Origin of the sequence: Veillonella intestinalis, from assembly GCF_943192895.1 — a bacterium.
Classification (GTDB): Bacteria; Bacillota; Negativicutes; order Veillonellales; family Veillonellaceae; genus Veillonella_A; species Veillonella_A intestinalis.
The window spans coordinates 99,237-122,419 of record NZ_CALPCB010000001.1 but is presented as its reverse complement, the minus strand read 5'-3'; the positions used below and the strand labels follow the sequence as shown (position 1 = coordinate 122,419).

18 protein-coding genes and 1 CRISPR repeat array are annotated in these 23,183 nt (G+C 37.6%); of the genes, 7 read left to right on the top strand and 11 right to left on the bottom strand.

The window, feature by feature from the left end; all coding sequences use genetic code 11:
• The first annotated feature begins 16 nt into the window (after nucleotides 1–16).
• The 6 genes from argC (at nucleotide 17) to NFR27_RS00570 (ending at nucleotide 6,300) form a co-directional block, all read left to right on the top strand.
• The gene (argC, locus tag NFR27_RS00595; protein WP_251453861.1) at nucleotides 17–1,054 is read left to right on the top strand and encodes an N-acetyl-gamma-glutamyl-phosphate reductase; all 1,038 of its coding nucleotides are present in this window, start codon (nucleotides 17–19) and stop codon (nucleotides 1,052–1,054) included.
• A gap of 62 nt (nucleotides 1,055–1,116) precedes the next feature.
• On the top strand, nucleotides 1,117–2,337 hold the full coding sequence (gene argJ / locus NFR27_RS00590; protein WP_251441485.1) for a bifunctional glutamate N-acetyltransferase/amino-acid acetyltransferase ArgJ: 1,221 nt from the start codon (nucleotides 1,117–1,119) through the stop codon (nucleotides 2,335–2,337).
• 47 nt (nucleotides 2,338–2,384) lie between these two features.
• Nucleotides 2,385–3,338 (top strand): acetylglutamate kinase, encoded by a 954-nt coding sequence (gene argB / locus NFR27_RS00585; RefSeq protein WP_251441484.1) that lies wholly within the window; start codon nucleotides 2,385–2,387, stop codon nucleotides 3,336–3,338.
• 11 nt (nucleotides 3,339–3,349) lie between these two features.
• Nucleotides 3,350–4,546: an acetylornithine transaminase gene (locus NFR27_RS00580; RefSeq protein ID WP_251441483.1), complete on the top strand. Its 1,197-nt coding sequence runs from the start codon at nucleotides 3,350–3,352 to the stop codon at nucleotides 4,544–4,546.
• 54 nt (nucleotides 4,547–4,600) lie between these two features.
• Nucleotides 4,601–5,527, top strand: coding sequence for an ornithine carbamoyltransferase (gene argF / locus NFR27_RS00575; RefSeq protein WP_251441482.1), 927 nt, complete (start codon nucleotides 4,601–4,603; stop codon nucleotides 5,525–5,527).
• Nucleotides 5,528–5,736: 209 nt separating this feature from the next.
• Nucleotides 5,737–6,300: a biotin transporter BioY gene (locus NFR27_RS00570; protein ID WP_251441481.1), complete on the top strand. Its 564-nt coding sequence runs from the start codon at nucleotides 5,737–5,739 to the stop codon at nucleotides 6,298–6,300.
• Between the two features lie 91 nt (nucleotides 6,301–6,391).
• Here NFR27_RS00570 and NFR27_RS00565 read toward each other — a convergent pair whose 3' ends face one another.
• Nucleotides 6,392–7,318, bottom strand: a complete 927-nt coding sequence (locus NFR27_RS00565; RefSeq protein ID WP_251441480.1) for a DODA-type extradiol aromatic ring-opening family dioxygenase — start codon at nucleotides 7,316–7,318, stop codon at nucleotides 6,392–6,394.
• A gap of 307 nt (nucleotides 7,319–7,625) precedes the next feature.
• On the opposite strand from NFR27_RS00565, the gene NFR27_RS00560 reads away from it, so the two are divergent.
• Nucleotides 7,626–8,984, top strand: coding sequence for a hypothetical protein (locus NFR27_RS00560; RefSeq protein WP_251441479.1), 1,359 nt, complete (start codon nucleotides 7,626–7,628; stop codon nucleotides 8,982–8,984).
• Nucleotides 8,985–9,954: 970 nt separating this feature from the next.
• A CRISPR array of direct repeats spans nucleotides 9,955–11,034; the repeat unit is 31 nt; unit sequence ACTTCAATCCACTTACACACATGTATAAGAC.
• A 191-nt stretch (nucleotides 11,035–11,225) separates the two neighbouring features.
• On the opposite strand, the gene cas2 is transcribed toward NFR27_RS00560, so the two are convergent.
• The 10 genes from cas2 to NFR27_RS00510 form a co-directional block, all read right to left on the bottom strand.
• Entirely contained in the window at nucleotides 11,226–11,516 is a 291-nt protein-coding gene (gene cas2, locus NFR27_RS00555) for a CRISPR-associated endonuclease Cas2 (protein ID WP_251441478.1), read from the bottom strand.
• A 105-nt stretch (nucleotides 11,517–11,621) separates the two neighbouring features.
• Nucleotides 11,622–12,653, bottom strand: a complete 1,032-nt coding sequence (gene cas1c, locus NFR27_RS00550) for a type I-C CRISPR-associated endonuclease Cas1c (protein WP_251441477.1) — start codon at nucleotides 12,651–12,653, stop codon at nucleotides 11,622–11,624.
• Nucleotides 12,650–13,303, bottom strand: coding sequence for a CRISPR-associated protein Cas4 (gene cas4 / locus NFR27_RS00545; protein ID WP_251441476.1), 654 nt, complete (start codon nucleotides 13,301–13,303; stop codon nucleotides 12,650–12,652). Before cas4 ends, cas1c begins: the two co-directional genes overlap by 4 nt.
• A gap of 32 nt (nucleotides 13,304–13,335) precedes the next feature.
• Nucleotides 13,336–14,184, bottom strand: coding sequence for a type I-C CRISPR-associated protein Cas7/Csd2 (gene cas7c / locus NFR27_RS00540; RefSeq protein ID WP_251441475.1), 849 nt, complete (start codon nucleotides 14,182–14,184; stop codon nucleotides 13,336–13,338).
• Nucleotides 14,185–14,309: 125 nt separating this feature from the next.
• Nucleotides 14,310–16,301 (bottom strand): type I-C CRISPR-associated protein Cas8c/Csd1, encoded by a 1,992-nt coding sequence (gene cas8c, locus NFR27_RS00535; protein ID WP_251441474.1) that lies wholly within the window; start codon nucleotides 16,299–16,301, stop codon nucleotides 14,310–14,312.
• The gene (cas5c, locus tag NFR27_RS00530) at nucleotides 16,298–17,095 is read right to left on the bottom strand and encodes a type I-C CRISPR-associated protein Cas5c (RefSeq protein ID WP_251441473.1); all 798 of its coding nucleotides are present in this window, start codon (nucleotides 17,093–17,095) and stop codon (nucleotides 16,298–16,300) included. The genes cas8c and cas5c overlap by 4 nt, the downstream gene beginning before the upstream one ends.
• Before the next feature lie 13 nt (nucleotides 17,096–17,108).
• The gene (locus NFR27_RS00525) at nucleotides 17,109–19,880 is read right to left on the bottom strand and encodes a CRISPR-associated endonuclease Cas3'' (protein WP_251441472.1); all 2,772 of its coding nucleotides are present in this window, start codon (nucleotides 19,878–19,880) and stop codon (nucleotides 17,109–17,111) included.
• 376 nt (nucleotides 19,881–20,256) lie between these two features.
• The gene (locus NFR27_RS00520) at nucleotides 20,257–21,660 is read right to left on the bottom strand and encodes an anion permease (RefSeq protein ID WP_251441471.1); all 1,404 of its coding nucleotides are present in this window, start codon (nucleotides 21,658–21,660) and stop codon (nucleotides 20,257–20,259) included.
• An 84-nt stretch (nucleotides 21,661–21,744) separates the two neighbouring features.
• A complete protein-coding gene (locus NFR27_RS00515; RefSeq protein WP_251441470.1) occupies nucleotides 21,745–22,296 on the bottom strand; it encodes a FumA C-terminus/TtdB family hydratase beta subunit in 552 nt (183 codons plus the stop codon).
• A gap of 9 nt (nucleotides 22,297–22,305) precedes the next feature.
• Nucleotides 22,306–23,148, bottom strand: coding sequence for a fumarate hydratase (locus NFR27_RS00510; RefSeq protein WP_251441469.1), 843 nt, complete (start codon nucleotides 23,146–23,148; stop codon nucleotides 22,306–22,308).
• Nucleotides 23,149–23,183: the final 35 nt, after the last annotated feature.

Here is a 23,183-nt window from a genome sequence, read left to right as displayed (position 1 = left end):
TAGAGGAGCGATTCATATGACAAAAGTAAGTATTATTGGCGCAACAGGATATGCCGGTGCCGAATTAGTTAAATTATTATTACATCATCCCTATGTAACCTTAACCCATGTAACCTCTGAAAATCATGCAGGCAAAGCCCTAAGTGATATATATCCACATCTCTTTGGCCTTACCAAGTTAACCTTAGAAAGCCTAGCTGATTTACCCTCCATTGCCCAAGACAGTGATTTTATCTTTGTAGCTCTACCGCACGGTCATGCTATGAAAGTAGGTCAATTCTTAGAAAATACGCCAGTCCGACTCATTGATTTAGGAGCTGACTATCGTTTCAAAGATACTAGCATTTACGAAAATTGGTACCATGTCCCCCACACACATCCTCAAGCTAACAGTGTATACGGGTTAGCTGAATTAAACCGCTCCGCTATTAAAACTGCCAAGATTATTGGCAATGCTGGTTGTTATACTACAGCTTCTATATTAGCCCTAGCCCCCTTGGTTAAAGCCAAACTCATCGATACAACAACGATTATCATTGATGCTAAATCAGGTACCTCCGGAGCTGGTCGCTCTCCTAAGCAAGATACCCATTATCCGGAATTTTATGATGCCTTTAAGGCCTACGGTGTAGCTACTCATCGCCATACGCCAGAAATCGAACAAGCCTTAAGTCTTTTAAATAATACCCCCATAATGGTTAATTTCACACCTCATCTAGTGCCTATGAGTCGAGGTATCTTAGCTACAGCCTATGCCACATTACAGCCATCTATAAATAATAGCGACATTACCAATGCTTTTAAAACGGCCTATGGAAAGGAACCCTTCGTCCGCTTACGTGGTGAAGGATCTTATCCAAACACCAAATATGTGCGCGGTTCCAACTTCATTGACATAGGCTGGCATATAGACACACGAACCCGACGAGTAATCGTCCTTAGTGCGATCGATAATTTAGTAAAAGGCGCTGCTGGACAAGCAGTCCAAAACTTAAACATTGCTTGTGGCTATGAAGAAACTACAGTGTTACAATTAATCCCTATGTATCCATAAAATCCATACAACTAAAAATCAATACATCCTATAAATTATAACTATCCAAGGAGGTCCTTCCTATGAAACAAACAATTACTTTAGATACAATTTCTCACGGAGTTACTTATGCTAAAGGCTTTCAAGCAATTGGTATTCAAGCCGGCTTAAAGAAAAGTGGCAAACATGATTTGGCCCTCATTTATACAGCTAAAAAAGCAGCCGTAGCCGGTACTTTTACCCAAAACAAGGTAGCAGCGGCTCCAGTATATATTTCCAAAGAAACTGTAGCTACTGGCACCGCCCATGCTATTATTTCTAATTCGGGTTGTGCCAATGCTTGCACTGGAGCACAAGGGCTAGCTAACGCTCATACTATGGCACAAGCTACAGCTCAAGCCCTACATTGCGAACCTAATGATATAGTGGTTGGTTCTACTGGTATTATTGGCCAACAATTGCCTATTGATGATATTACTAAAGCTATCCCTACATTAGTAGATAGCCTGACCTTTGATGGCACTGAACTAGCAGGCAAAGCAATTTTAACCACTGACACCTACTCCAAAACAGCCAGTACACATTTCACTGTAGCAGATAAAGAGATTCACTTAGGAGCTATTGCCAAAGGGTCAGGCATGATTCGCCCTAATATGGCGACAATGCTTTGTTACATAACAACAGACCTTGCCATTACCCCTGAACTCCTTCAAAAAGCACTTCATGCTTGTGTGTCCAAATCCTTTAACATGATTTCCGTTGATGGCGATATGAGCACTAATGACATGGCTATCATATTAGCAAATGGTGCTGCTGAAAACCCGCTCATTGATACAGAAAACGAATACTTTGACCTTTTTCAAGAAGCGCTTATGGCAATTACTGTATCTCTAGCCAAACAAATTGCTGCCGATGGCGAAGGAGCTAGCAAATTCATTACCATTAATGTGGAAGAAGCCACCGATTTTGAAAGTGCTAAATTGGTAGGCATGACCATCGCCAATTCCCCTCTTGTGAAAACAGCATTTTTTGGGGAAGATCCAAACTGGGGTCGTCTCATCTGTGCCGCCGGCTATGCAGGAGCCCCTATGAATCCAGATACGACTGTATTAAAAATTGGCGGCATTACAATTTTCAAAAATGGCATGGGCGCTGTATATAATGAAAAAACCTTAAAAGACATTATGAGTGAACATGATATTACCGTCACCGTCGAACTCAATGAAGGGCAAGCTAATGCTACTGTCTGGACCTGTGATTTAACATATGACTATGTAAAAATCAACGGCGAATATCATACCTAATAAAGTATTTTGTAGTTTCCACAACTTAATTGAAAGGAGCTCTTCCTATGATTAACGAACTTAACGACCTTAATGTAGCTACCGTTCACAACCCTAATGAGGCAGCTATCCACACTACACTAAGTGCTGCCAGCAAAGCTTCCATCCTTATCGAAGCTTTGCCATATATTCAAAAATTTACCGGCAAAACTATGGTCATCAAATATGGTGGCAATGCAATGATTAGCGAAGAACTAAAAAATAAAGTCATGCAAGACATTGCCCTTATGAAATGCATTGGCATTCGCCCCGTTCTCGTCCATGGCGGCGGTCCTGACATTACTAACTTTTTAGAAAAAGTTGGTAAAACAAGCTCATTTGTTAGCGGTCTACGCGTAACCGATGCTGAAACTGTTACAATTGCGCAAATGGTACTAGGTGGCAAAATTAATGCAGAAATTGTTAGTCGCCTCAATAGTTTGGGCATTCCTGCTATCGGTTTAACTGGCAAAGATGCCAATTTGCTAAAAGCCCATAAAAAACTGGCCGAAGTGCATGAAGCCAATGGTGAAACAAATCACATAGATATTGGCTTTGTAGGTGAAGTTACTGCGGTCAATACACAATTAATTAACGATTTATTAGACAATGGCTATGTACCTGTCATTTCACCAATAGGAGCCGGCAAAGGCGAAACTACCTATAATATCAATGCTGACTATGTAGCCGCCGAAGTAGCAGGCGCTTTGGGAGCTGAAAAACTCCTCATGCTTACTAACACCAAAGGTATTTATACATCCTTAGATGATCCAAAATCTTTCCTCTCTAGCATTCCCCAAGCAGAAGCTGTTGCTCTAATCGAAAACGGCACAATCCAAGGTGGTATGATTCCTAAAGTGGAAGCCGTCTTACATGCCCTACAATGCGGTACCAAACGCGTCAGCATTATCGACGGGCGTGAGCCACATGCATTATTGCTTGAATTATTTACAAATAAAGGGATTGGCACAGAAATTATTTAAGGAGGAGCCCCATGAATACAACCGACATTATAAATCACGATAAACAAGATTATTTCCCAGTCTTTGCACGGTATGATATCGTTCTTGACCATGGCGAAGGGCCTTACCTCTATGACACGAATGGGAAACAATATTTAGACTATTTAGCCGGGATTGCTGTTAATATAGTAGGCCATAATTATCCACCATTAGTAAAAGCCATTGCAGAGCAAGCCAGTAAAATGATCCATTGCTCTAATCTCTATTACACAGAAGTACAAGCTCAAGCCGCTGCCAAATTAAAAGCCTTAAGCGGCATGGATAAAGTCTTTTTTGCCAATTCAGGGGCCGAAGCTAACGAGGGCGCTATTAAACTAGCCCGTAAATATGCAACAGCTAAGGATCCTGAAAAAATCCAAATCATTTCAGCCCTTCACAGCTTCCACGGACGCACCATCGCCACCTTAACGGCTACAGGCCAAGAAAAATATCATCAGGGCTTTGGCCCCTTGCCAGCAGGCTTCGACTATGTACCCTACGGAGATATTAACGCATTAACAGCCAAAGTTACCGATAAAACTTGTGCCATTTTATTAGAAGCAATCCAAGGCGAAGGAGGCGTTCATATTCCATCTGCCAATTATCTTAAAGAAGTAAAAACACTGTGTGAAAAATATGATGTGCTTCTTATTATTGATGAAATTCAAGCTGGCATGGGCCGTACAGGCACCTTCTTTGCTTACCAACAATTTGGTATTCAACCAGACATCGTAACCTTAGCTAAAGGACTCGCTGGCGGTGTGCCCATTGGAGCCTTTTTGAGTACAAATAAACTAGCTCATACCTTCAAAGCTGGTGACCATGGTTCCACCTTTGGTGGCAATCCCCTAGCCTGTGCCGCCGCTAATGCTGTTTTAACCGCCATCGAAACAGAACAGCTTATGGCTAACGCCACAACAGTAGGCAAGTATCTATTAGAGCAATTAAGCCACTTAAAAACACAGTATCCAACTTTAATTACGGATGTCCGTGGCAAGGGCCTTATGGTTGGTGTAGAGCTTACTAAACCAGGTCGTGATATTGTGAATCACTGCCTACAAAAAGGTCTTATTATTAACTGCACCGCTAATACAGTCCTACGTTTTGTCCCGCCTTTAACAATTACTAAAGAACATGTAGATCAACTCATTACCGTCTTAAATGACGTATTACCAACGCATATAGACTAAACTATTTATATACATTCATACAAGCATACGAGCATACGAACAAAGGAGCAACTTATGAAACAGGGCGACGATTTTATTTCTATCCATGACCTTTCAACTGAAGAAGTATGGCAATTATTAGAACTAGCAACAGACCTAAAAGAAAAACAAAAAGCAGGCATACCTCATCCCTACTTACAAGGAAAAACCTTAGGAATGATTTTTGAAAAATCATCTACACGTACTCGTGTCTCTTTTGAAACAGGCATCTATCAGCTAGGGGGACAAGGCTTATTCCTATCGAGCCGAGATTTGCAAATGGGTCGTGGTGAACCTATAAAAGATACAGCCCGTGTATTATCTCGCTATGTAGATGGCATTATGATTCGCACATTCGCCCACGATACAGTCTTGGAACTTGCCAAATATGCGGATGTGCCCGTTATCAATGCATTAACAGACCTGCTTCATCCCTGCCAAGCTATGGCTGACATGATGACAGCCGTAGAGTATAAGGGTAAAAACTTAGCAGGCAAGAAATTAACCTTCATTGGGGATGGCAATAATATGGCTCACTCCTTAATGTTTGCCTGTGCTAAACTCGGTATGCATTTTACCTTTGCTGGCCCAAAAGGCTATGAACCTAATAAAGAAATTATTAAACTAGCTACCGCTGATGCCAAAGCAACTGGTGGTACCATCGAAATTCTTAATGATCCCCTAATTGCCGCTAAAAATTCTGACATTTTCTACACAGATGTATATGCTAGTATGGGACAAGAGGCAGAATATGAAGCAAGACTCAATATTTTCAAAGGCTTCCAAGTCAACCAAGATCTTCTTAATGTAGCCCAACCGGATGCCATAGTTATGCATTGCCTTCCAGCTCATCGTGAAGAAGAAATTACAAATGACGTATTTGAAGCGCAAGCTCAAGTTATTTTTGACGAAGCCGAAAATCGTTTACATATGCAAAAAGCAATTATGGCAACCATTATGTAGTTCAAATTCATTGAATATGGGAATATTAAACATTCATGCATTAGTAATCGGTATATAAGAACTAAGTTTATTAAAAAATGCAGCTTGTAAACATTAAACATAGCTATTTAGCAACACTATAATTGTAAACCCAATAAAAATAATAGGTTGATAAAAAGAACCTCCCCTTGTATACTTAAAATTAGGTATAGAAAGAGGAGGTCTTTTTTATGAAAACACGTTTGTTATTTCGTGCGGCACTCATCATCGCATTATTAACAATTGGAGCACGCATTCAAATTCCATTACCTTACTTTGATTATTACACGTTACAATTTACCTTTGTATTATTAGCTGCGGTCATTTTACCACCACGCTACGCTTGGGGTGCTGTAGCTACTTATGTGCTTATGGGGCTTATTGGAATTCCTATTTTCGCTGGTGGTGGCGGTCTTGGCTATATTGTCCGTCCTAGCTTTGGCTATTTAATTGGTTTTATTTTTACAGCAGGGATTCTATCCTATATGAAGCATCACTACCACCTTCACAGTCGCAAAAGCTATTTTGGACTTAACTGTCTAGGGATTTTCATTACTTATCTCTTTGGCTTATCGTATAAAATTGCCATATTATCCTTATATTTGAATCAAGCCGTGCCGCTAAGTGATATCTTTCATGTTGCAATTGCCTTTGATATTCCCGCTGATTTCCTAATGATTATCATCTTATCGGCAGCGGAAGTACCAATTGTTAATGCCCTTCAAAGCTTAAACCGACAAGCACTGACTCATTAACACAAGCTCACTCAAACTAGTATATATAAAATAGAAAATAAAATGGCCGTCATTCCATAATTAGAATGGCGGCTATTTTATATATGCTCTATCAATCCCAAACTAAACTAGTCATACTCAAACTCCCCCATACATAATCATGAGTAGTAATAGTAACAGGTTGTAATGTTAACTGATTAACTGTGCCTTCACCCAATACAGCGCCTAAGCAATAATATAATGGCGCTAAATGATCCGGCATCTCTGCTGCAACCCGAGCACCAGGCAACATTTCCCAATGTAAAGCACCTTCTAAATCATTATCCATTGTAGGATCTAATTTACGCAATAAAGTTTCTTCAAACTGTTCAGCCTGTAGCAAGGCACTATTCCCCATATTGGGATTAATGATTCGTAAATTATGAACAATATCACCACTGCCTATAATAAGCACACCTTGCTCACGTAATGCAGATAACTTTTGCCCTAAAGCAAACCACTGACGAGCATCCTTCTGGTAATCGACAGACAATTGAACTACAGGAATATCTGCTTCTGGAAACATTTTTAATAAGGGTGCATAAGCCCCGTGGTCATAACCACGATTCATTTTTACTGACACTTCACTACCTAATACAGTTTGTATCCACTCAATCAACGATTTAGATGTATGTGCTGGATATTGTAGCTCATAAATGGGTTCGGGAAATCCATACATATCATAAATCATAGCAGGCTCAGCATCCCCTTGTACAAAACTACCTGCTGTATACCAATGAGCCGAAATCATCAAAATAGCCTTTGGCTTAGGTATATTCGCTACTATTTTCTCCCATTCTTTAGTCCAAGGATTGTCTTCTATTAGATTCATGGGGGAACCATGTCCTATAAATAAAACAGGCATACTTGATTTAACTCTGATATTCTCTGAAGTTGCTGATTTTGAAACTGCTCTCTCCGAAATGGCTTCCTCTGAAACCATCACCGTATTTGCTATATTTCTTTGATGTAAGTGTACTGTTTCTTTTTCCTCCATCATAATAAAAACCTCTTTTCAATCTACTATTCAACGCTATAACTTACCTATCTTCTCATGATACCATTATAATATGTAATATAAATCATTACAACTGTTATCTTTGTTATATACTCTCTCTGTTATATATTCCCTTTGCTTTTCTACTTTATATATTTCTGCCACTTTTTTATTATATATTTTGCCTCACAACCTATTTTATACACCAGTTCATATTATATTTATGCGCTTTATATATACTTACTATATAGCTTATTAAGCAACTATTTAACCAATACTACTTTATTTTATTATAGTAAAGAGGCGCATTATGAAACCAACCGTTTATAAAAATACAATACATACACATAATAAAACTAACATTGCACGAAAACTTTTATTAACGTCCACAATGTTAACAATCCTAGCTATGAATCCTGTGTTAGCTAATACAGCTTCAGCAATAGATTTTAACAAAATTCCTCCCCTCCCACCTATGCCCAATGCTACTATGTTACCGCCAATTGGTGACCATAGCATTTCAGAAATCCCTGCCTATGATTATGGTGCCTCTAAAATAGTTAATGCTCGAACCGAAACATTGAATAAAGAGCTAACTAATACTCAATCTGATGAAAATGTAATTATGGCCAAGAAAACTGGCATTGCCAATGTAACTAATATAAAGATATCCAAAACTGGCAACACAACGAGTGAAGACAATAGTAACTTTTACGGACAAAATGCAGCTATATTAGCTACACCTAGTAGTACCATTTATCTAAATGGCACTACTATCAATACAGATGCTAATGGTGCTAATGCCGTTTTTGCTAGTGGTAAAAACGCAAATATTGAAGCTAATAATATTTCCATTCACACAAAACAAGACTCCTCACGTGGCCTTGATGCAACCTATAACGGTGTTGTCATTGGTAAGCAGGTAACAATCACTACAGAAGGGGCCCATAGTGCCTCTCTAGCTACTGATCATGGTGAAGGTACTATCAATGTTTCAGAAGCAACCCTTCATACTAGCGGCCAAGGCAGTCCACTCATTTATTCTACCGGTAATATTACTTTACAAAATGGCGTTGGTGAAGCCACTGATAGCGAAATTGGCGTCATTGAAGGAAAAAATAGTATAACCATTGTAAATTCAAATCTCACGGGCCATGTGGATAATGGCTTTATGCTCTACCAAAGTTTTTCAGGCGATGCGAAAAGCGGTATTGCTCAACTTGATGCAAGCAACTCCAAACTGACAACTTACGCAGATGGTGCTTTTATTCATGTGAATAATACCCAAGCGACAGCAACCTTAGAAAATAATGAAATCATTATGCCAAATACAAATGTCTTAATCAAAGCGGCCGCCAACCGCTGGGGTACAAAAGGCGAAAATGGCGGACATTTAACATTTACTGCTAAAAATCAGCAATTAACCGGGCAAATCATAGCCGATTCTATTAGCACTATTAATCTGTCACTCACCAATGGCTCCATTTTAACAGGTTCTATTAACCCTGATAACCAAGCGCAGGCAATTACCTTAACACTAAGTAAAGATTCCATTTGGAATGCAACAGAAGATTCAAATGTAACTACCTTAACAAATGAAGATCCTACTAATAGTAATATCCATACTAATGGTCATATTGTAAAAATAGCAGGAACTGTACTTAAATAATGAGGTTTAAATAGGAATAAAATAAAAATAAAAATCAAAATAAAGACTTACCTTAAAATTACTAACATAAACTAAGATAGTAATAACAAGGTAAGTCTTTTTTGTTTTAAGTATATTTGAGGTGTATTTCAGACAAGCTTGTACTTATAAAAATAAAACTATAAGTTAATTATGATATAGAAAGATAATTGTTGATTTAAAAACGGCAATCATAAACATAAGACTTTCAATCATTATTTAATTCACCTTCGGTATCATACTTCAACCCGCTTTGCACTCATAAGTACAAGACGTTCATCGAGCAAATAATAGGCTTCATTTTTCTACTTCAATCCGCTTTGCGCTCATAAGCACAAGACTGGTTGGTTCTTATGCAGATTTAAGTCGTATGAAAACTTCAATCCGCTTTGCGCTCATAAGCACAAGACTTTACCATTTGAAGAAATATTGGATATAGCCAAAACTTCAATCCGCTTTGCGCTCATAAGCACAAGACAAGGTTTACGAGCATTACAAATTAAAGCCATCAAACTTCAATCCGCTTTGCGCTCATAAGCACAAGACCCTCTTTTAGGGCGCGTGCGCCTAATCGAGCTTGACTTCAATCCGCTTTGCGCTCATAAGCACAAGACCCAGTTGCTGTTGCATTTATACCTTGGATAAAGAACTTCAATCCGCTTTGCGCTCATAAGCACAAGACTGCTACATATAGTAGTAAAGACTATCTATATAGCACTACTAGAATATATCATAAATAATACTTACTACTAATAATTCATTCTTACACTAAAGTTATAGAATACATTAAAATTTTAGTGCGAAACTATTTATAAATCACATTTAACTTATTATTCGCACTACCACCAATCAAGTAATTCAAATAAGACAAATCATACTATCTCATCATATGTTAAAATTACCACTTTTTCACACATGCACAAGACCATTTCAGCGAACAGACAGGGACCACACTTCAACCCACTTACACACATGTATAAGACCGCCCTTTACCAAGGCGGGGAATATTATTGCTTGAACTTCAATCCACTTACACACATGTATAAGACTTTTTTGAGGAGTTAATCAATGAATAAAAATAAAACTTCAATCCACTTACACACATGTATAAGACTTGATTGGCTCGTAGATGAGGCTGATACAGCCGAGACTTCAATCCACTTACACACATGTATAAGACATAAGTTACTGTTTCGGTATCTTTCCAAAATTTGACTTCAATCCACTTACACACATGTATAAGACTTGATTGGCTCGTAGATGAGGCTGATACAGCCGAGACTTCAATCCACTTACACACATGTATAAGACATAAGTTACTGTTTCGGTATCTTTCCAAAATTTGACTTCAATCCACTTACACACATGTATAAGACATAATCTAAATGATGAGTTACAAACTCCAGTACCAACTTCAATCCACTTACACACATGTATAAGACCATAATAGCGAATCTACAAAAATTCGTGAATGGATACTTCAATCCACTTACACACATGTATAAGACCTCGACATTGTTACGGAGTAAATAAATTGGATCTCACTTCAATCCACTTACACACATGTATAAGACGACCGAAGCCGAAAAGAGAAAGGCTAAAATCGAGACTTCAATCCACTTACACACATGTATAAGACGTATTGTAAATGTAATTTTATTTCTCGTGTTAGCACTTCAATCCACTTACACACATGTATAAGACCTTTAATGGATTTTGAAGCTGGAAAAAGTTTAGATACTTCAATCCACTTACACACATGTATAAGACACAATTGGCATGTGAGAGCTGTAAATATGGAGCTGACTTCAATCCACTTACACACATGTATAAGACTTAGGCGGTAACAGTTCCCACTGCTACCGCTACCACTTCAATCCACTTACACACATGTATAAGACACTCCGTAAATGGCCCTGAAAAACGAAGTGTTGATACTTCAATCCACTTACACACATGTATAAGACCTTAATATTTCATCAGTTTCAATCGGCTGACCATACTTCAATCCACTTACACACATGTATAAGACTGCTACATATAGTAACTAAAAAACACATATCCACTATATCTAAATCAAATTATTAATACTAATTGTTAATAAACTCTCATCCATTATAATATATTATCAACATAAAAGAAAAAGAGTGCGAACTGAATTTACTTTTATAAACAACTTACTATTCGCACTCTAACACAAACAACTATAAATCTATCTCTAGCTTAAATAATCATTGGCCCTTCTACATCATAAGAAGGATCTTTCCCCATAGTTTCAATGCTACTTTTATAATTTTTGCCTAAACGATAAAAACGCAAATTATCAATGTCTGCATCAATGATTTTTTCCAATTTATGCTTTAATAAGCAAAATTGCCCCTCATCTACACTACATTCAAAGACCGAATTTTGAACTCGTTGCCCGTAATCAAGGCATACTTTAGCCACCTGGCGCAATCGACGTCTACCAGCCGTACTTTCTGTATTAATATCATACGTCACTAATACATACACACTACCACATCCATCCTAATTACCATTGTATTACACTGTTTCATTATCTAATTAAGGCTCACCACACATTTATAGTCGCCTATATAATTTATCCAGTCTAGACTATCATTTCCACATAAAAGGTGGATATGCGTCCAAGTCGCCACGTAAGAAACGCGCATATAAAAGAGCCTGTACAAAAGGCACCAAACCCCAAGGAATCTTTTCCTCTAAAAATGGATGCACTAATGTTTCTTTTTTACGTTCCTGCCATTTAGCTACTACAGTTCGTCGAGCATCATCATTCATTAAAATCGCTCCATTGCTTTCCTCTGAAAAATCCTTACTGTTAACTACTTTACGGTTAATCAAAGACAATACAAATCGATCTACCAATGGTGAACGCAACTCTTCTAACAAATCTAAAGCAAAGGAAATCCGCCCCGGCCGATCTACATGCATAACACCGGCATAAGCATCAAGGCCTACTGACTCTAAAGCACTAGCCACATCATTAGCGAGTACGCTATACATAAAAGACAATAACGCATTAACACGATCTAATGGAGGTCTACGAGACCGTATTGTAAATTGAAACGACTCTTTTTGATTTAAAATCATATCATCAAAAACACTAAAATATTCAGATTGAGCCACCCCTTCAATACCACGCAAATGCGCCATATTGGCAGAGGAAGTGCATTGTTTAGTATAGGCTGTTAACGTGTTAGACACACTTTTCAAGCGACTCGTATCAAGGCGTTCGCTATATTGTCTAATGTAACGCTCCAATGTCCATTTTTCATTATATATTTTGGCTGTAATTACATGCTTTGCCACTGCCAGTGCTCGCTCTGTATCATCACATAATCGATATTGCTCACGGCGTAATAAAATATTACCTTGTGAACGCCCCTGCATACGACTAATTAAACGTCCATGACTAGTCATAAATGCAATACCGATACCCTGTTCCATGCAACGTTCTAATAACTTAGGACTAATCCCACTATACGCAAACGTTACGATGTCTTGAATATTATGCAAAGGATACCGACCTAACGTATCACCGTCTTTTTTCAAAACTACATTTTCACCTGCTGTCGCTAGGTAAATATCCGGAGTCATAACATATAAGGTATTTTGTAATACTTTCATTCCTCCAACCGCCTTTGCATATATTCTGTTGCCGATTTTACCTTACTCAGTTCAGGCAAACAAATATTTTGTAACGAGCAGGCCTTGCATCGTTTACTAATTTTTACTTTCGGAGTATACTGACGTGCGTAATATTGATTCATTTCAGCTACCATTTGCTTAATATAATCGCGCATAGCCTCTGTAATAGATACTACTTCACGCCGTCTTGTTTCATGATAAAACAAAGCGCCCTCTGCAATTTTAATGCCCAGCATTTCTTCTAAGCATAGTGCCTGAGCTACAACCTGCAATTGATCGCTTAAGTCTTCTTTAGATTTACCACGCTTATACTCTACGGGAATTACAGTATACTTGGCATCATATTTACTAAAATATTCGCCGGTATCTGATTCTACAAGTTCCACAGCATCACAAATTCCACGAATACCTAAGGTATGGGAGATAACTGGCAACGAACGGAGCACCCGTTTGTTGCCAATTTTTTCATCCGTTTTGCCAGTATCGACTTTCTCATGTTTAATACTGCCATCAATGGTAAAAAAGTTATCTGCCCACGCCTGTTCAATATGAATCAGCGCCCATTGCCTACGGCAAAAAGTAAAATGTTGAATACCTGCTATTTGTAAATAATCATCTTCTTGTGTCATATAATCACACTTATTCAATACTTATTCATTGCTTATTCAATGATTTCAACAGTAAGCCCATCCGCCTTATAGCTAGCTAACTTATCTTCATTAAGTGTGATTTCATAATCAGCAAAGCTACGAGGTGCCCCTTCAGCCAAATGTTTTACTTCTACTAAATTATGAATATGTGCTGTCGATGTACAGCCCAATTTATTAGGATGCGTAAACCAATATAAACGTTCTACGGCCATACTACCTTCTGGACGAGCAGAGGACATATCATTTTCAAATAAAGTTTGTAATGCTTCTTTCACAATTTCAGCATCTTCATCTGTGAAACCTGTTTTTTCAGCAAAATAACAGTTAATGCTACCACATACTTTATAAACACCATATTCAACAAAATATTTTGTCCCCATTGTATCGGAAGAACGTTTACCAACTTCAGCATTCATCCCATTCGTACTACGCGTAATTTGCATAGTAATAACATCTACTACATCAAGACTTTTACCACGGCTAATAGATACAGGCCCACGAATACCAATAGAGCGCTTTTGGAACGTCATAACTTGGCCAAAAGCACGCACATCAAGCCATGTTTCACAAGATTCTTTCACTACATCTTCGGTGCTTACTTTATCACTAAATTTATTAGTGAAACGAGCTTCTAATGAGGAAAAGCCATCATCAACTCGCTCTTGTGATTTTACAAAAATTTCATGGCCCGTATCTTGGAAACGATTACGTAATTTACGTTTAATCGCCACATCAGACACTTCTCCATAGCCATCATAATCAGAACGAGGCGTATTCCCCATCAAAGGATCACCATTAGGATTCGCCCCATTTACAGAAAAGAACAAAACAAAATCGATTTTTTTACTTAATGTACTCATAATAGTACCTCCCTAATCATTAATCATTATGACTTAGACTTGCATATATTTCTCTGTAGACCACTCGTATTCGATCACTACAGTTTTAAATTACTCTCCACTTTTAATCATTCTTAACTGTTAGCCTATTCTTCAGTTTCAAGCTTAACCTCTGTTTTATCTTTCTTAGTATAAAAACTTTGTTTTTGTGCATAATAACCAAGTATAAAGTCTTCTTTTAACACAGCTCTTGCTACAAGAGTATTTTCTTCTGTAGCTTTAATCGCCGTATACAATTCCGTTAATAGTTTATCGTAATTAACATATAGCCCCATTTTTCTCTTTTTCAAACTATTCTGATACGGCATGCTCTTACGCTGTAATAAAACAGAAATTTGCAATGGTCGGCTCTGCATAGCACTCCACAAGCGTTCCGCATTTGTTATACGGCCTTCACTTTTACTATTACTAGACATAGCATCCATTTCTAACTTTTCATAGGTCGCTAGTAAACGACCATACAAGAAACTGCGTGAATTTTCCATACGCAAAGCCCCCTTCTCATCAAACACTTGATAGCCCTTATCCGCTTTATGTTTCTTTATAATACTACAACAACGATTTAGTGCAGCATCCCAGAATTTATCGTATGATTCTCTATTTTTTAACCGATTAACCGCGGTCTGATAAAAATCAATAGGCAATGGTTTACCTGTTAAAACACAAGGCAAAAGTCGTTCTAAATTTTTGCGCACTACCTTTTTTTGTTGACAAATAATCCCTTTATCGCCTTCTTCACCGTAAGTATAGTTAATCAACTTCCGCAAACTAGGTGCTTGCATAATGCGAGTCTGATTTTCCACATCCCAATGAGGCCAAGCCAAATCGATATACCATTGCTGAGCCCGTTCTTTAATATCTGAAATAGCAAAACTTTGGAAATATTTCACAGACATACGGCCATTACTACTTTTTTCAATAATCAAAACACAGAAAAAATCGTCCGCTTCTGTCACTTCACGCTCACTAACGCCAGCAAAATAACGAGTCAACGCAGGAACAATATAACCTAATAGTACATCTTCATGCTTCATAGGTTCTGCTGAAGTATCGTCATTTTCCGTTTCATCTACTTGTGTTTCATCACTGGAGTAGCCCTCATCAGACTGTCGAACTTCTTGGTCTTCATATAAAGGGGCTTGCGCTGCTAATAAATCATAAGAAAGCCAAGATACACAATAGGAGTTTTCTCCTAAATAATGCTTATATTTATCGCTATCTAGTAAGAATTTCAACATATTATGGATTTTTTGCGACGTTTCATAGCCAATATGAATAATCTGCTCCCCATCGGTGAATCGGCCAAAGTAAGTATCCTTATGATTACTAATACTAATTAACTTCGCTTTACCCACAAGTCCACGGTGAGTACTAATGCAGTACATTTTTTTACCAGAAATATCACAATATTCTTGTTCTGGCTGTGCTTCATTCTGCGCCGTTACATACTCAATATATAACTGATGAAGCTCCTTATCTTGTGAAACAGTGATTATACCCTTATCTGCATACGCTATTTCAAAGGTAATAAATAATTTAGCTAAATCAACTTTAGTTTGCTTGCCTGCCTCTTCATATATTACCGCTGAACCATCTAAGGTATAGGCTTCCCCTTTAGTTATATTATTTGCAATATCTTCCAACAGGGTATTCCCTCTCACATAGCGATATATAGCTTGAAACGCTATATTTTGTTTATTGTGCTGTTCTAAAAAGGTTTTTATATCCTCCTGCACTTCAAAGTACAATTTATTTTTTTCAATACCTTTTTTAGTGCCATCACTAACTAAATAGCTCACTTCATCACAAATAGGATGAGGCGCTGCATTAGTCGTTCGATTAATCGACTCTTCTGTTACAGGAAAAACAATATACTCATTTTGCTCCAAATAAGACCCCTTAATCAGTCGACCTTCTTCATTTAAGGTAATCACAAAGATATCCTTGCCAGTTGCCGATTTTTTATTACTATGATACAAGGGCAATAGATTGGGCTCCTTCATATTGTCACTATTATCCACCACCCCACAACTAAGGGCTTGATCATAAGTAGTTAATAGTACCTTCAATAGATTCATTCACTGTCACCCCCTTCTGTATCATATAAAGCTAATTCCTCATCAACCGACATATATCGTATGTCTTTTAACTTAGGATATGGCCGTAATTTATGCGTAATTTCACACTCTTCTGGTCGTATAAAACTAATTACCCCATCACGCATAAAAATGGATGTAAAATTAGAATATAAATGACCATCTGTATAGGACTGTGTTACCCCTTTTTGACGTGGCTCCCGTGTATCCTGATTGGCAAACCCAGGATACACAAAGGAGTGAAACATAATTCCATAAGAAACATCACCCGTTTTAACTGGTTGTAATGCTTCATAATCACTTTCTCGTAAGCGCTGAACATAGCCTATACATTCTCTCGTACCTAAGAAAATATCCCGACGACCCCCTCTACTCATAGAGCGTAGTATAATCTGTTCATGTTTTTTCTCATCCCAATCAGCCTTCATATCAGGAAACTGCTCATTCCACTCAAAGTGAAACTTAATCGCATAGGCTACATCTTTTAAATATGTAAAATACGATAAATCTTTATTGGGAATACCTGTTTTACTATCCGACGTTCCCAAAGGTAATAAAATGCCACGTGTTTCCATCTTTACGGGATTTAACACTTTCACTTCATCGATCACATAGTAGATACTCGGCTTCCAATAAGATGCTTCCACAATACCTTTCAGCGCTTGATACGTCGGCACTTGATACGTAAACTTTTCACCGCCCCCTTTTGACATAGGATCCGTGAATAAAGCATAGTCACCATAAACCTTCATATAAAATGGCTTGGATTGAAACATAGCATCCCCTCCTCTAATAAACTAATATTTCCATATCACCCTTTATAAGCCCTTTTTTATCATCATAATCTTGCTTTTGTAAGATACAAATTTGCTTATCTAATTCCCAAGACACAGCACACTTATTAATCATGTCACGACGAATTGAAATAGTATATCGTTGTAACCGACGTAAAACTTGTCTTAATTCTTTATACATATCATCCCCAGACCAAGTAATAATTTGGTCCAGAATATTATATAGCTTATTTAGCAAAGCCGTGCACTCTTCACTATCGTACGGCACAATAACAGTTACTGTATTATCATCAATCAATCTAAAATTATCGCCAGCAGTCCGAAAACTTTGCTTCAGTATAGGATTTATTTTACTCGTTAACTTCTTGCCTCTTAATAAGCTCGCAAGATTAGCCTTTACTAATTGCCCTTGATTAGAATCAGCCTTTAATGCCATTTTTTGAGAAAATTCATCATAAATTCGCTGATTAGTACTCAATAAATCTAGCAGCGTTAGCTTAGACTTATTACCGTTAATTTTAATTTCATATTTTAAAGCTTCACTATCTTTATTTTGTAAATTTCTATACAGCTCTTGATTATAGGCCACTAATAGCTCATTAATAGAGTTCGTCATCGTGAAGCTTGAATCCTCTTTATTAGAAATCCATTTTTGCGTATCTATTTGACTCAATAAAGTCTTGGTGGCTTTCTGTGCGTTTTCAAACAAAGAAATTCGTCCTATATCATCTTTTCCATAGTTCATGATATACATGAGCCCATTTCCTTGCTTTTTACCCTCACGATTACAACGTCCAGCCGATTGAATAATGCTATCAATACCAATTAATGACCGATATACCACATCAAAATCTACATCTACGCCCGCTTCAATTAAATTTGTGCTAACACAAATCAAACGTTGTTGACTCTCTCCTTTGCGCAAAGCTTTTAATTGCGCTTTAATCGTCGAAATATAATGTAATCGATGTGCCGCACATTGATTTGTAGTTAAATTAAATAAAGAAATATCATCTTCTTGGCCATTGTCTATTAATGCCATTTCTAGGGCATCATATAAAGTACTCACTGCTTTCTTCGTGTTAACTACAACCAAAATACTTTGTTCTGACTTAATCCGCTCTAAAATATGATTCACCAACGCTTCTGTGGATAAGTTAGCCTGGTTATCTGGACCTAATAAACTTCTATATTCTACCCGTGAAAAGACTTTATTAGTGCTATTTTCTTTAGAGGTCAATTCAATCAGCGGTACTTCTGTCCCCTTAGCCAAGGTGCGATAACCATAGATACAAGGGTAACGCAATACGGCACTCTGATCATAGCCTGGTGGTGTTGCCGTACAATGGATCAGCGTAGCCCCTGCCATTTTAGTCAAAAAGTTCATCATCAAATTGTAATTATAGATAATTTCAGGCGGCAAACTTTGAATCTCGTCAATGATTATTGTAGCTTTTATTAGCTTACAAAATCTACGAATGGAGGCTGCTCGACTAGCAAACAAAGTATTACTAAGCTGTACGATCGTAGTTAGCACCACTGGGATCTCCCAGGACTCACGTAAATAGTTTACATAACTATAGTCTGCTTCTTCGGTGTATGAATTGTCTAAAGCATGTTCATCATCTAACAATTTTTCTCTATAATCATCAATCACATTAGAATGATGTTCTAAAATATGACCTTCTATGTCGGTTCTAGTTCCCTTTGCTGTTAAAACATCTCGTATTTCCTGTGCATTTTGTTCAAGGACAGATAAAAACGCCGTAGTATAGAAAATGCGTTTTTTCTTAAAATGCTTGGCATTTTCTACAGCAAAACGTAAGGCTGCATAAGTCTTACCTGAACCTACGGGCATATCTAATTTAAAATTCCCTTCACAGCATTGCGTTGCCTTTGCTAATACCTCATCCGCTAATGCTGTGCGCACACGATTTAATTCACTAGTAGGTGTGCCAAATTGATTATAAAAAGTGGTAACCTGCTGACTTAATTCACCCCAAATAGATTGCGTTTCCTCTACACTATAGCGCTTATCAATAATATCTCGACCAAAATTTGCAGAATCATAAATGTCACTATCTTTCAAGATCGATAAGATCAGCCTTGCCTGATAACCATCGTAGGTGGCTTTGGCGATAGCACGCTCATTTTTATTCGCTATCGGATCATAGGCCTCAAGTAACTCTTCCTTTAAAGCATTCCATTTTGAGAATTCTTCATACCCTTTAATAAATAGATCTTCTAAAGTTTGCTCATAATTATCTACTAGCCAATCATTTAATATAGTAAAAAATTCTTGTTCTTCTTCTTTATTTTCACCATACTCGATTTTATAGTCATTAATACGACTTATAAATTTACATGAATTGTCTTTGAATATATCAAAAAGTCCATGATGAGCTAAGATCGCATACTGCATCAGCGCGAGATATAGCTCACGTTGTTCCTGTTCTTCTTTAGTTATGTTTTCTTGTTTCACCTGCACATTTTTCCAAGCTGTTTTATTCAATTCTTTTAAATAACGAGCACCCGTATTCGAATGAATAACTTTCCCCTTTGTTTCACCACTGATATATCTCTGAAAGGCTGTTGTTGCCTTACCCGAGTCATGTAGCAATCCTACCAAGAAACACATTGACGGTATGCCAATCTCTACCCCTATTTCTTTAGAATATTCTGCACAATTTTGCAAGTGGTCAAAGATGTATTGCACTTTAATCTCTTTTAAATTAGTACCAATAACACGAACTTTAATATTTTTCACTTTAAATCCCTCCATATCTTTAATTTGTATTATACTCGCCATTTGCAAAATCTGCAAGCCCTGTTTTCACTTTTTTAATACTTGATTGACCTTATATAAAAGAGAACTGTTGTAAATAATAAATCTAGCATACTATTATTCACAACAGTTTTTAATCTCTTCTTTTTAGTACCAAAAACACTCTTCAATCCACACCGCCAACGCGGAGACGCGAGGAGTCAAGCTCCCCATTACCTTTCGGTAATTCTACATAAATTGTAACATAGAACTTTTATGCACTTCAAACACTCATTATACGTATTTTTCAATATAATTACTCAACATTGCATAGTAGCATAGTAAAAAACAGCAGGTCTATACAGACCTGCTGTCTTTATTACCATAAACCTAACATATACCACCAAGCAGAACCAATACCGAACCAAATTATTATGTTAATCACAGAAACTTGGAATCCTAACTTCCACCAAGTTTGTTGTGATACATAGCCAGCCCCAAAATAGATTGGTGCTGGTGCAGCTGCATAATGCGTTAATGACATACATAAATTAGAAGCAAATGCAAATACTAAAACAGCCAAATATACAGGTGCGCCTGCCGCTACAGCAATCGTAACAAATGCGGAATATAAAGCTGTAATATGAGCAGTTAAACTTGCAAAGCCATAATGAATATAGAAATAAATAAGCAATAAAATAGTTAAAGTTGCCAACCAAGATACACCAACTAAGGCACTACTAATATGAACTGACATCCAGTCAATGATTCCTGTCTTAGCTAGCTGACCTGCTAACCCTACCAGTGTGCCCATCCAAATCAATGTATCCCAAGCACCTTTTTCATCCAATACATCCTGCCACTCTAAAATTCTTGTGACCAACATACTAGATACCCCTAACAAAGCAACTACTGTCGCATGAATCCCAGTAATATTAGAGGTGCTCCACAATAACAAAGCGCCTATAAAAATAACAGCTACCATCTTTTCAGAATTACTCATAGGCCCCATATCTGCTAATTCTCTATGGGCTAATGCTTGTGCTTCTGGCGTCTTTTTTAATTCTGGCGGATACACTTTATACAAATAATACGGAACCACTGCTAACGCGATTAAACCTGGAACAATAGCTGCCAAGGCCCAAGTGCCCCAAGACATATTAATGCCTAAGGCTTGGCTAGCTAATAAAATGGCTAATGGATTGCCTGCCATAGAAGTCATAAACATTGCTGACGTTATTGTATTTCCTTGATATTCAGCTTGCATCAAAAAAGCGCCTACTCGACGGGGGTTCTTATTTGGTTCTGAATCAAATGCAGAGGCTAAACCTCTTACAATGGGAAATAAAATCCCCCCAGCTCTCGCTGCATTAGAAGGTGTCGCTGGACTAATAATCAAATCACTTAAAATAATCGTATACGCTAATTTTAAGGTACTCGTCCCCATTTTCTTAATTAGCCAAAAAGCGATTCGCCGCCCTAACCCCGTTTTTATAAAGCTTTTAGCAAACAAAAAGGCTGCTACAATTAACCAAATACTACTATTACCAAATCCAGCTAAAGCCTGACTCGGCTTTAAAATATTAGCCAATTGTGTAATTGTAATACTAATAAATGCAATAGCACCAATTGGCAATGGTTGCAATATAAAACCAATGATAGTTCCCAAAAATACAGCTAATAAATACCACGCTTGATTAGAAAGCCCTGCTGGTACTGGTGAAATTGCAATCCCAACACCCACTATAATAGGCACTACCCAAGACGCTATCGTTTTCCTCATATGATTCATATAATATACCTATATTTACCTAATCGTAAACTCTTATTATTGTAATTATTAATTATTACATACCCACGGGCAATATTAAGCTTTCTTATACTTTGCTACTTCTTGCTGTTGTAATACATTACCTTCTGTATCAATTCCTACAATAACGCGGAAGCGATCAAAGTATAGTTTTTTAATAGATTCTGTCCCCAATTCAGGATATAACACAATCTCTGCTGATTTTACACGAGCCGCATTAATAGCCGATGCCCCACCAACGCCTAACAACGATACACCGCCATATTGCTTACATAAATCAGCTACATAAGGGGCACGATCACCCTTGCCTAAAAAAGCGACGGCACCTAATTGAAACATCATTTCAACAAATGGATCCATACGTGCTGCTGTTGTAGGACCATTAGAATTAAATACTTGACCTGGTTGAGGTGGACATGGTCCTGCATAATATACCAATTGATTCGTCCAATCTAATGGTGATTCTTCACCAGCCTCTAATAAGTCTTTAATTCGCTTATGTGCCGCATCACGACATGTATATACATAGCCTGTTAAATATAAAACATCGCCTACTTTTAATTGTTTCACAAATTCTTTTGTTAAAGGTAATTGTACATCCCGTTCCATAATAGCCTCCTAAATCACTTCACTCGCCTGACGTGCCGCATTACATTGAAAATTAATCGCCACTGGTAATGCTGTAATATGCACCCCATGATAATCAATATGTACATCTAAGGCAGTTACAGTCCCACCCATACCAATAGGACCAATACCAGATTTATTGACAGCTTCCAAAAATTCATCTTCTAGTTCAGCATAATATGGGTTTGGATTACGGTCACCGATAGGCCGTAATAATGCTTTTTTAGCCATCCAAGCACACGTATCCATAGTACCACCTACACCGATACCAATAATATATGGAGGACAAGGATTGCCACCTACTTTAGCTACTGTATCAAGCAAAAATTGTTTAACTCCTTCTTTGCCTTCACCAGGTAATAAAACTTTAAAAGCTCCCATGTTTTCACTACCGCCACCTTTAGGCATTACTGTTACTTTTACTTGATTGCCTGGTACAATTTCAACATGTAACATAGCTGGCGTATTATCATTTGTATTTTCACGATTTAAAGGATCCGCTACTACAGACTTACGCAAATAGCCATTGGTATAACCACGTCTTACCCCTTCATTTACAGCATCTTCCAACGGCATACCTTCCCAGCATACCTCTTGACCACATTCTAACAATACAACGGCTACACCTGTATCATGACAACATGGCAACTGCTCTTTTTTAGCAAATTCACCATTTTCAACAATAATTTCTAACGATTGTTTACCAATGGGTGATTCTTCTGTTTCTAAAGCTTTGCGAAATGCATCCATTACATTATCATTTAATTCACAACAAGCCTTAATACATAACTTTTCAATGACAGGAATTAATGCTTCTGTCTGTAATACTCTCATGTTAGACCTCCTAATACGCAATACACTAACCTTTA

What these genes read in the sequence shown, in the direction of transcription:
- NFR27_RS00515 (WP_251441470.1), bottom strand. Translation starts at nt 22,296, where the DNA reads ATGGAACGGGATGTACAATTACCTTTAACAAAAGAATTTGTGAAACAA.
- NFR27_RS00560 (WP_251441479.1), top strand. Translation starts at nt 7,626, where the DNA reads ATGAAACCAACCGTTTATAAAAATACAATACATACACATAATAAAACT.
- cas8c (WP_251441474.1), bottom strand. Translation starts at nt 16,301, where the DNA reads ATGAATCTATTGAAGGTACTATTAACTACTTATGATCAAGCCCTTAGT.
- NFR27_RS00565 (WP_251441480.1), bottom strand. Translation starts at nt 7,318, where the DNA reads ATGATGGAGGAAAAAGAAACAGTACACTTACATCAAAGAAATATAGCA.
- cas5c (WP_251441473.1), bottom strand. Translation starts at nt 17,095, where the DNA reads ATGTTTCAATCCAAGCCATTTTATATGAAGGTTTATGGTGACTATGCT.
- NFR27_RS00520 (WP_251441471.1), bottom strand. Translation starts at nt 21,660, where the DNA reads ATGAGGAAAACGATAGCGTCTTGGGTAGTGCCTATTATAGTGGGTGTT.
- NFR27_RS00570 (WP_251441481.1), top strand. Translation starts at nt 5,737, where the DNA reads ATGAAAACACGTTTGTTATTTCGTGCGGCACTCATCATCGCATTATTA.
- argJ (WP_251441485.1), top strand. Translation starts at nt 1,117, where the DNA reads ATGAAACAAACAATTACTTTAGATACAATTTCTCACGGAGTTACTTAT.
- cas4 (WP_251441476.1), bottom strand. Translation starts at nt 13,303, where the DNA reads ATGACACAAGAAGATGATTATTTACAAATAGCAGGTATTCAACATTTT.
- cas1c (WP_251441477.1), bottom strand. Translation starts at nt 12,653, where the DNA reads ATGAAAGTATTACAAAATACCTTATATGTTATGACTCCGGATATTTAC.
- argC (WP_251453861.1), top strand. Translation starts at nt 17, where the DNA reads ATGACAAAAGTAAGTATTATTGGCGCAACAGGATATGCCGGTGCCGAA.
- NFR27_RS00510 (WP_251441469.1), bottom strand. Translation starts at nt 23,148, where the DNA reads ATGAGAGTATTACAGACAGAAGCATTAATTCCTGTCATTGAAAAGTTA.
- NFR27_RS00580 (WP_251441483.1), top strand. Translation starts at nt 3,350, where the DNA reads ATGAATACAACCGACATTATAAATCACGATAAACAAGATTATTTCCCA.
- argB (WP_251441484.1), top strand. Translation starts at nt 2,385, where the DNA reads ATGATTAACGAACTTAACGACCTTAATGTAGCTACCGTTCACAACCCT.
- argF (WP_251441482.1), top strand. Translation starts at nt 4,601, where the DNA reads ATGAAACAGGGCGACGATTTTATTTCTATCCATGACCTTTCAACTGAA.
- cas7c (WP_251441475.1), bottom strand. Translation starts at nt 14,184, where the DNA reads ATGAGTACATTAAGTAAAAAAATCGATTTTGTTTTGTTCTTTTCTGTA.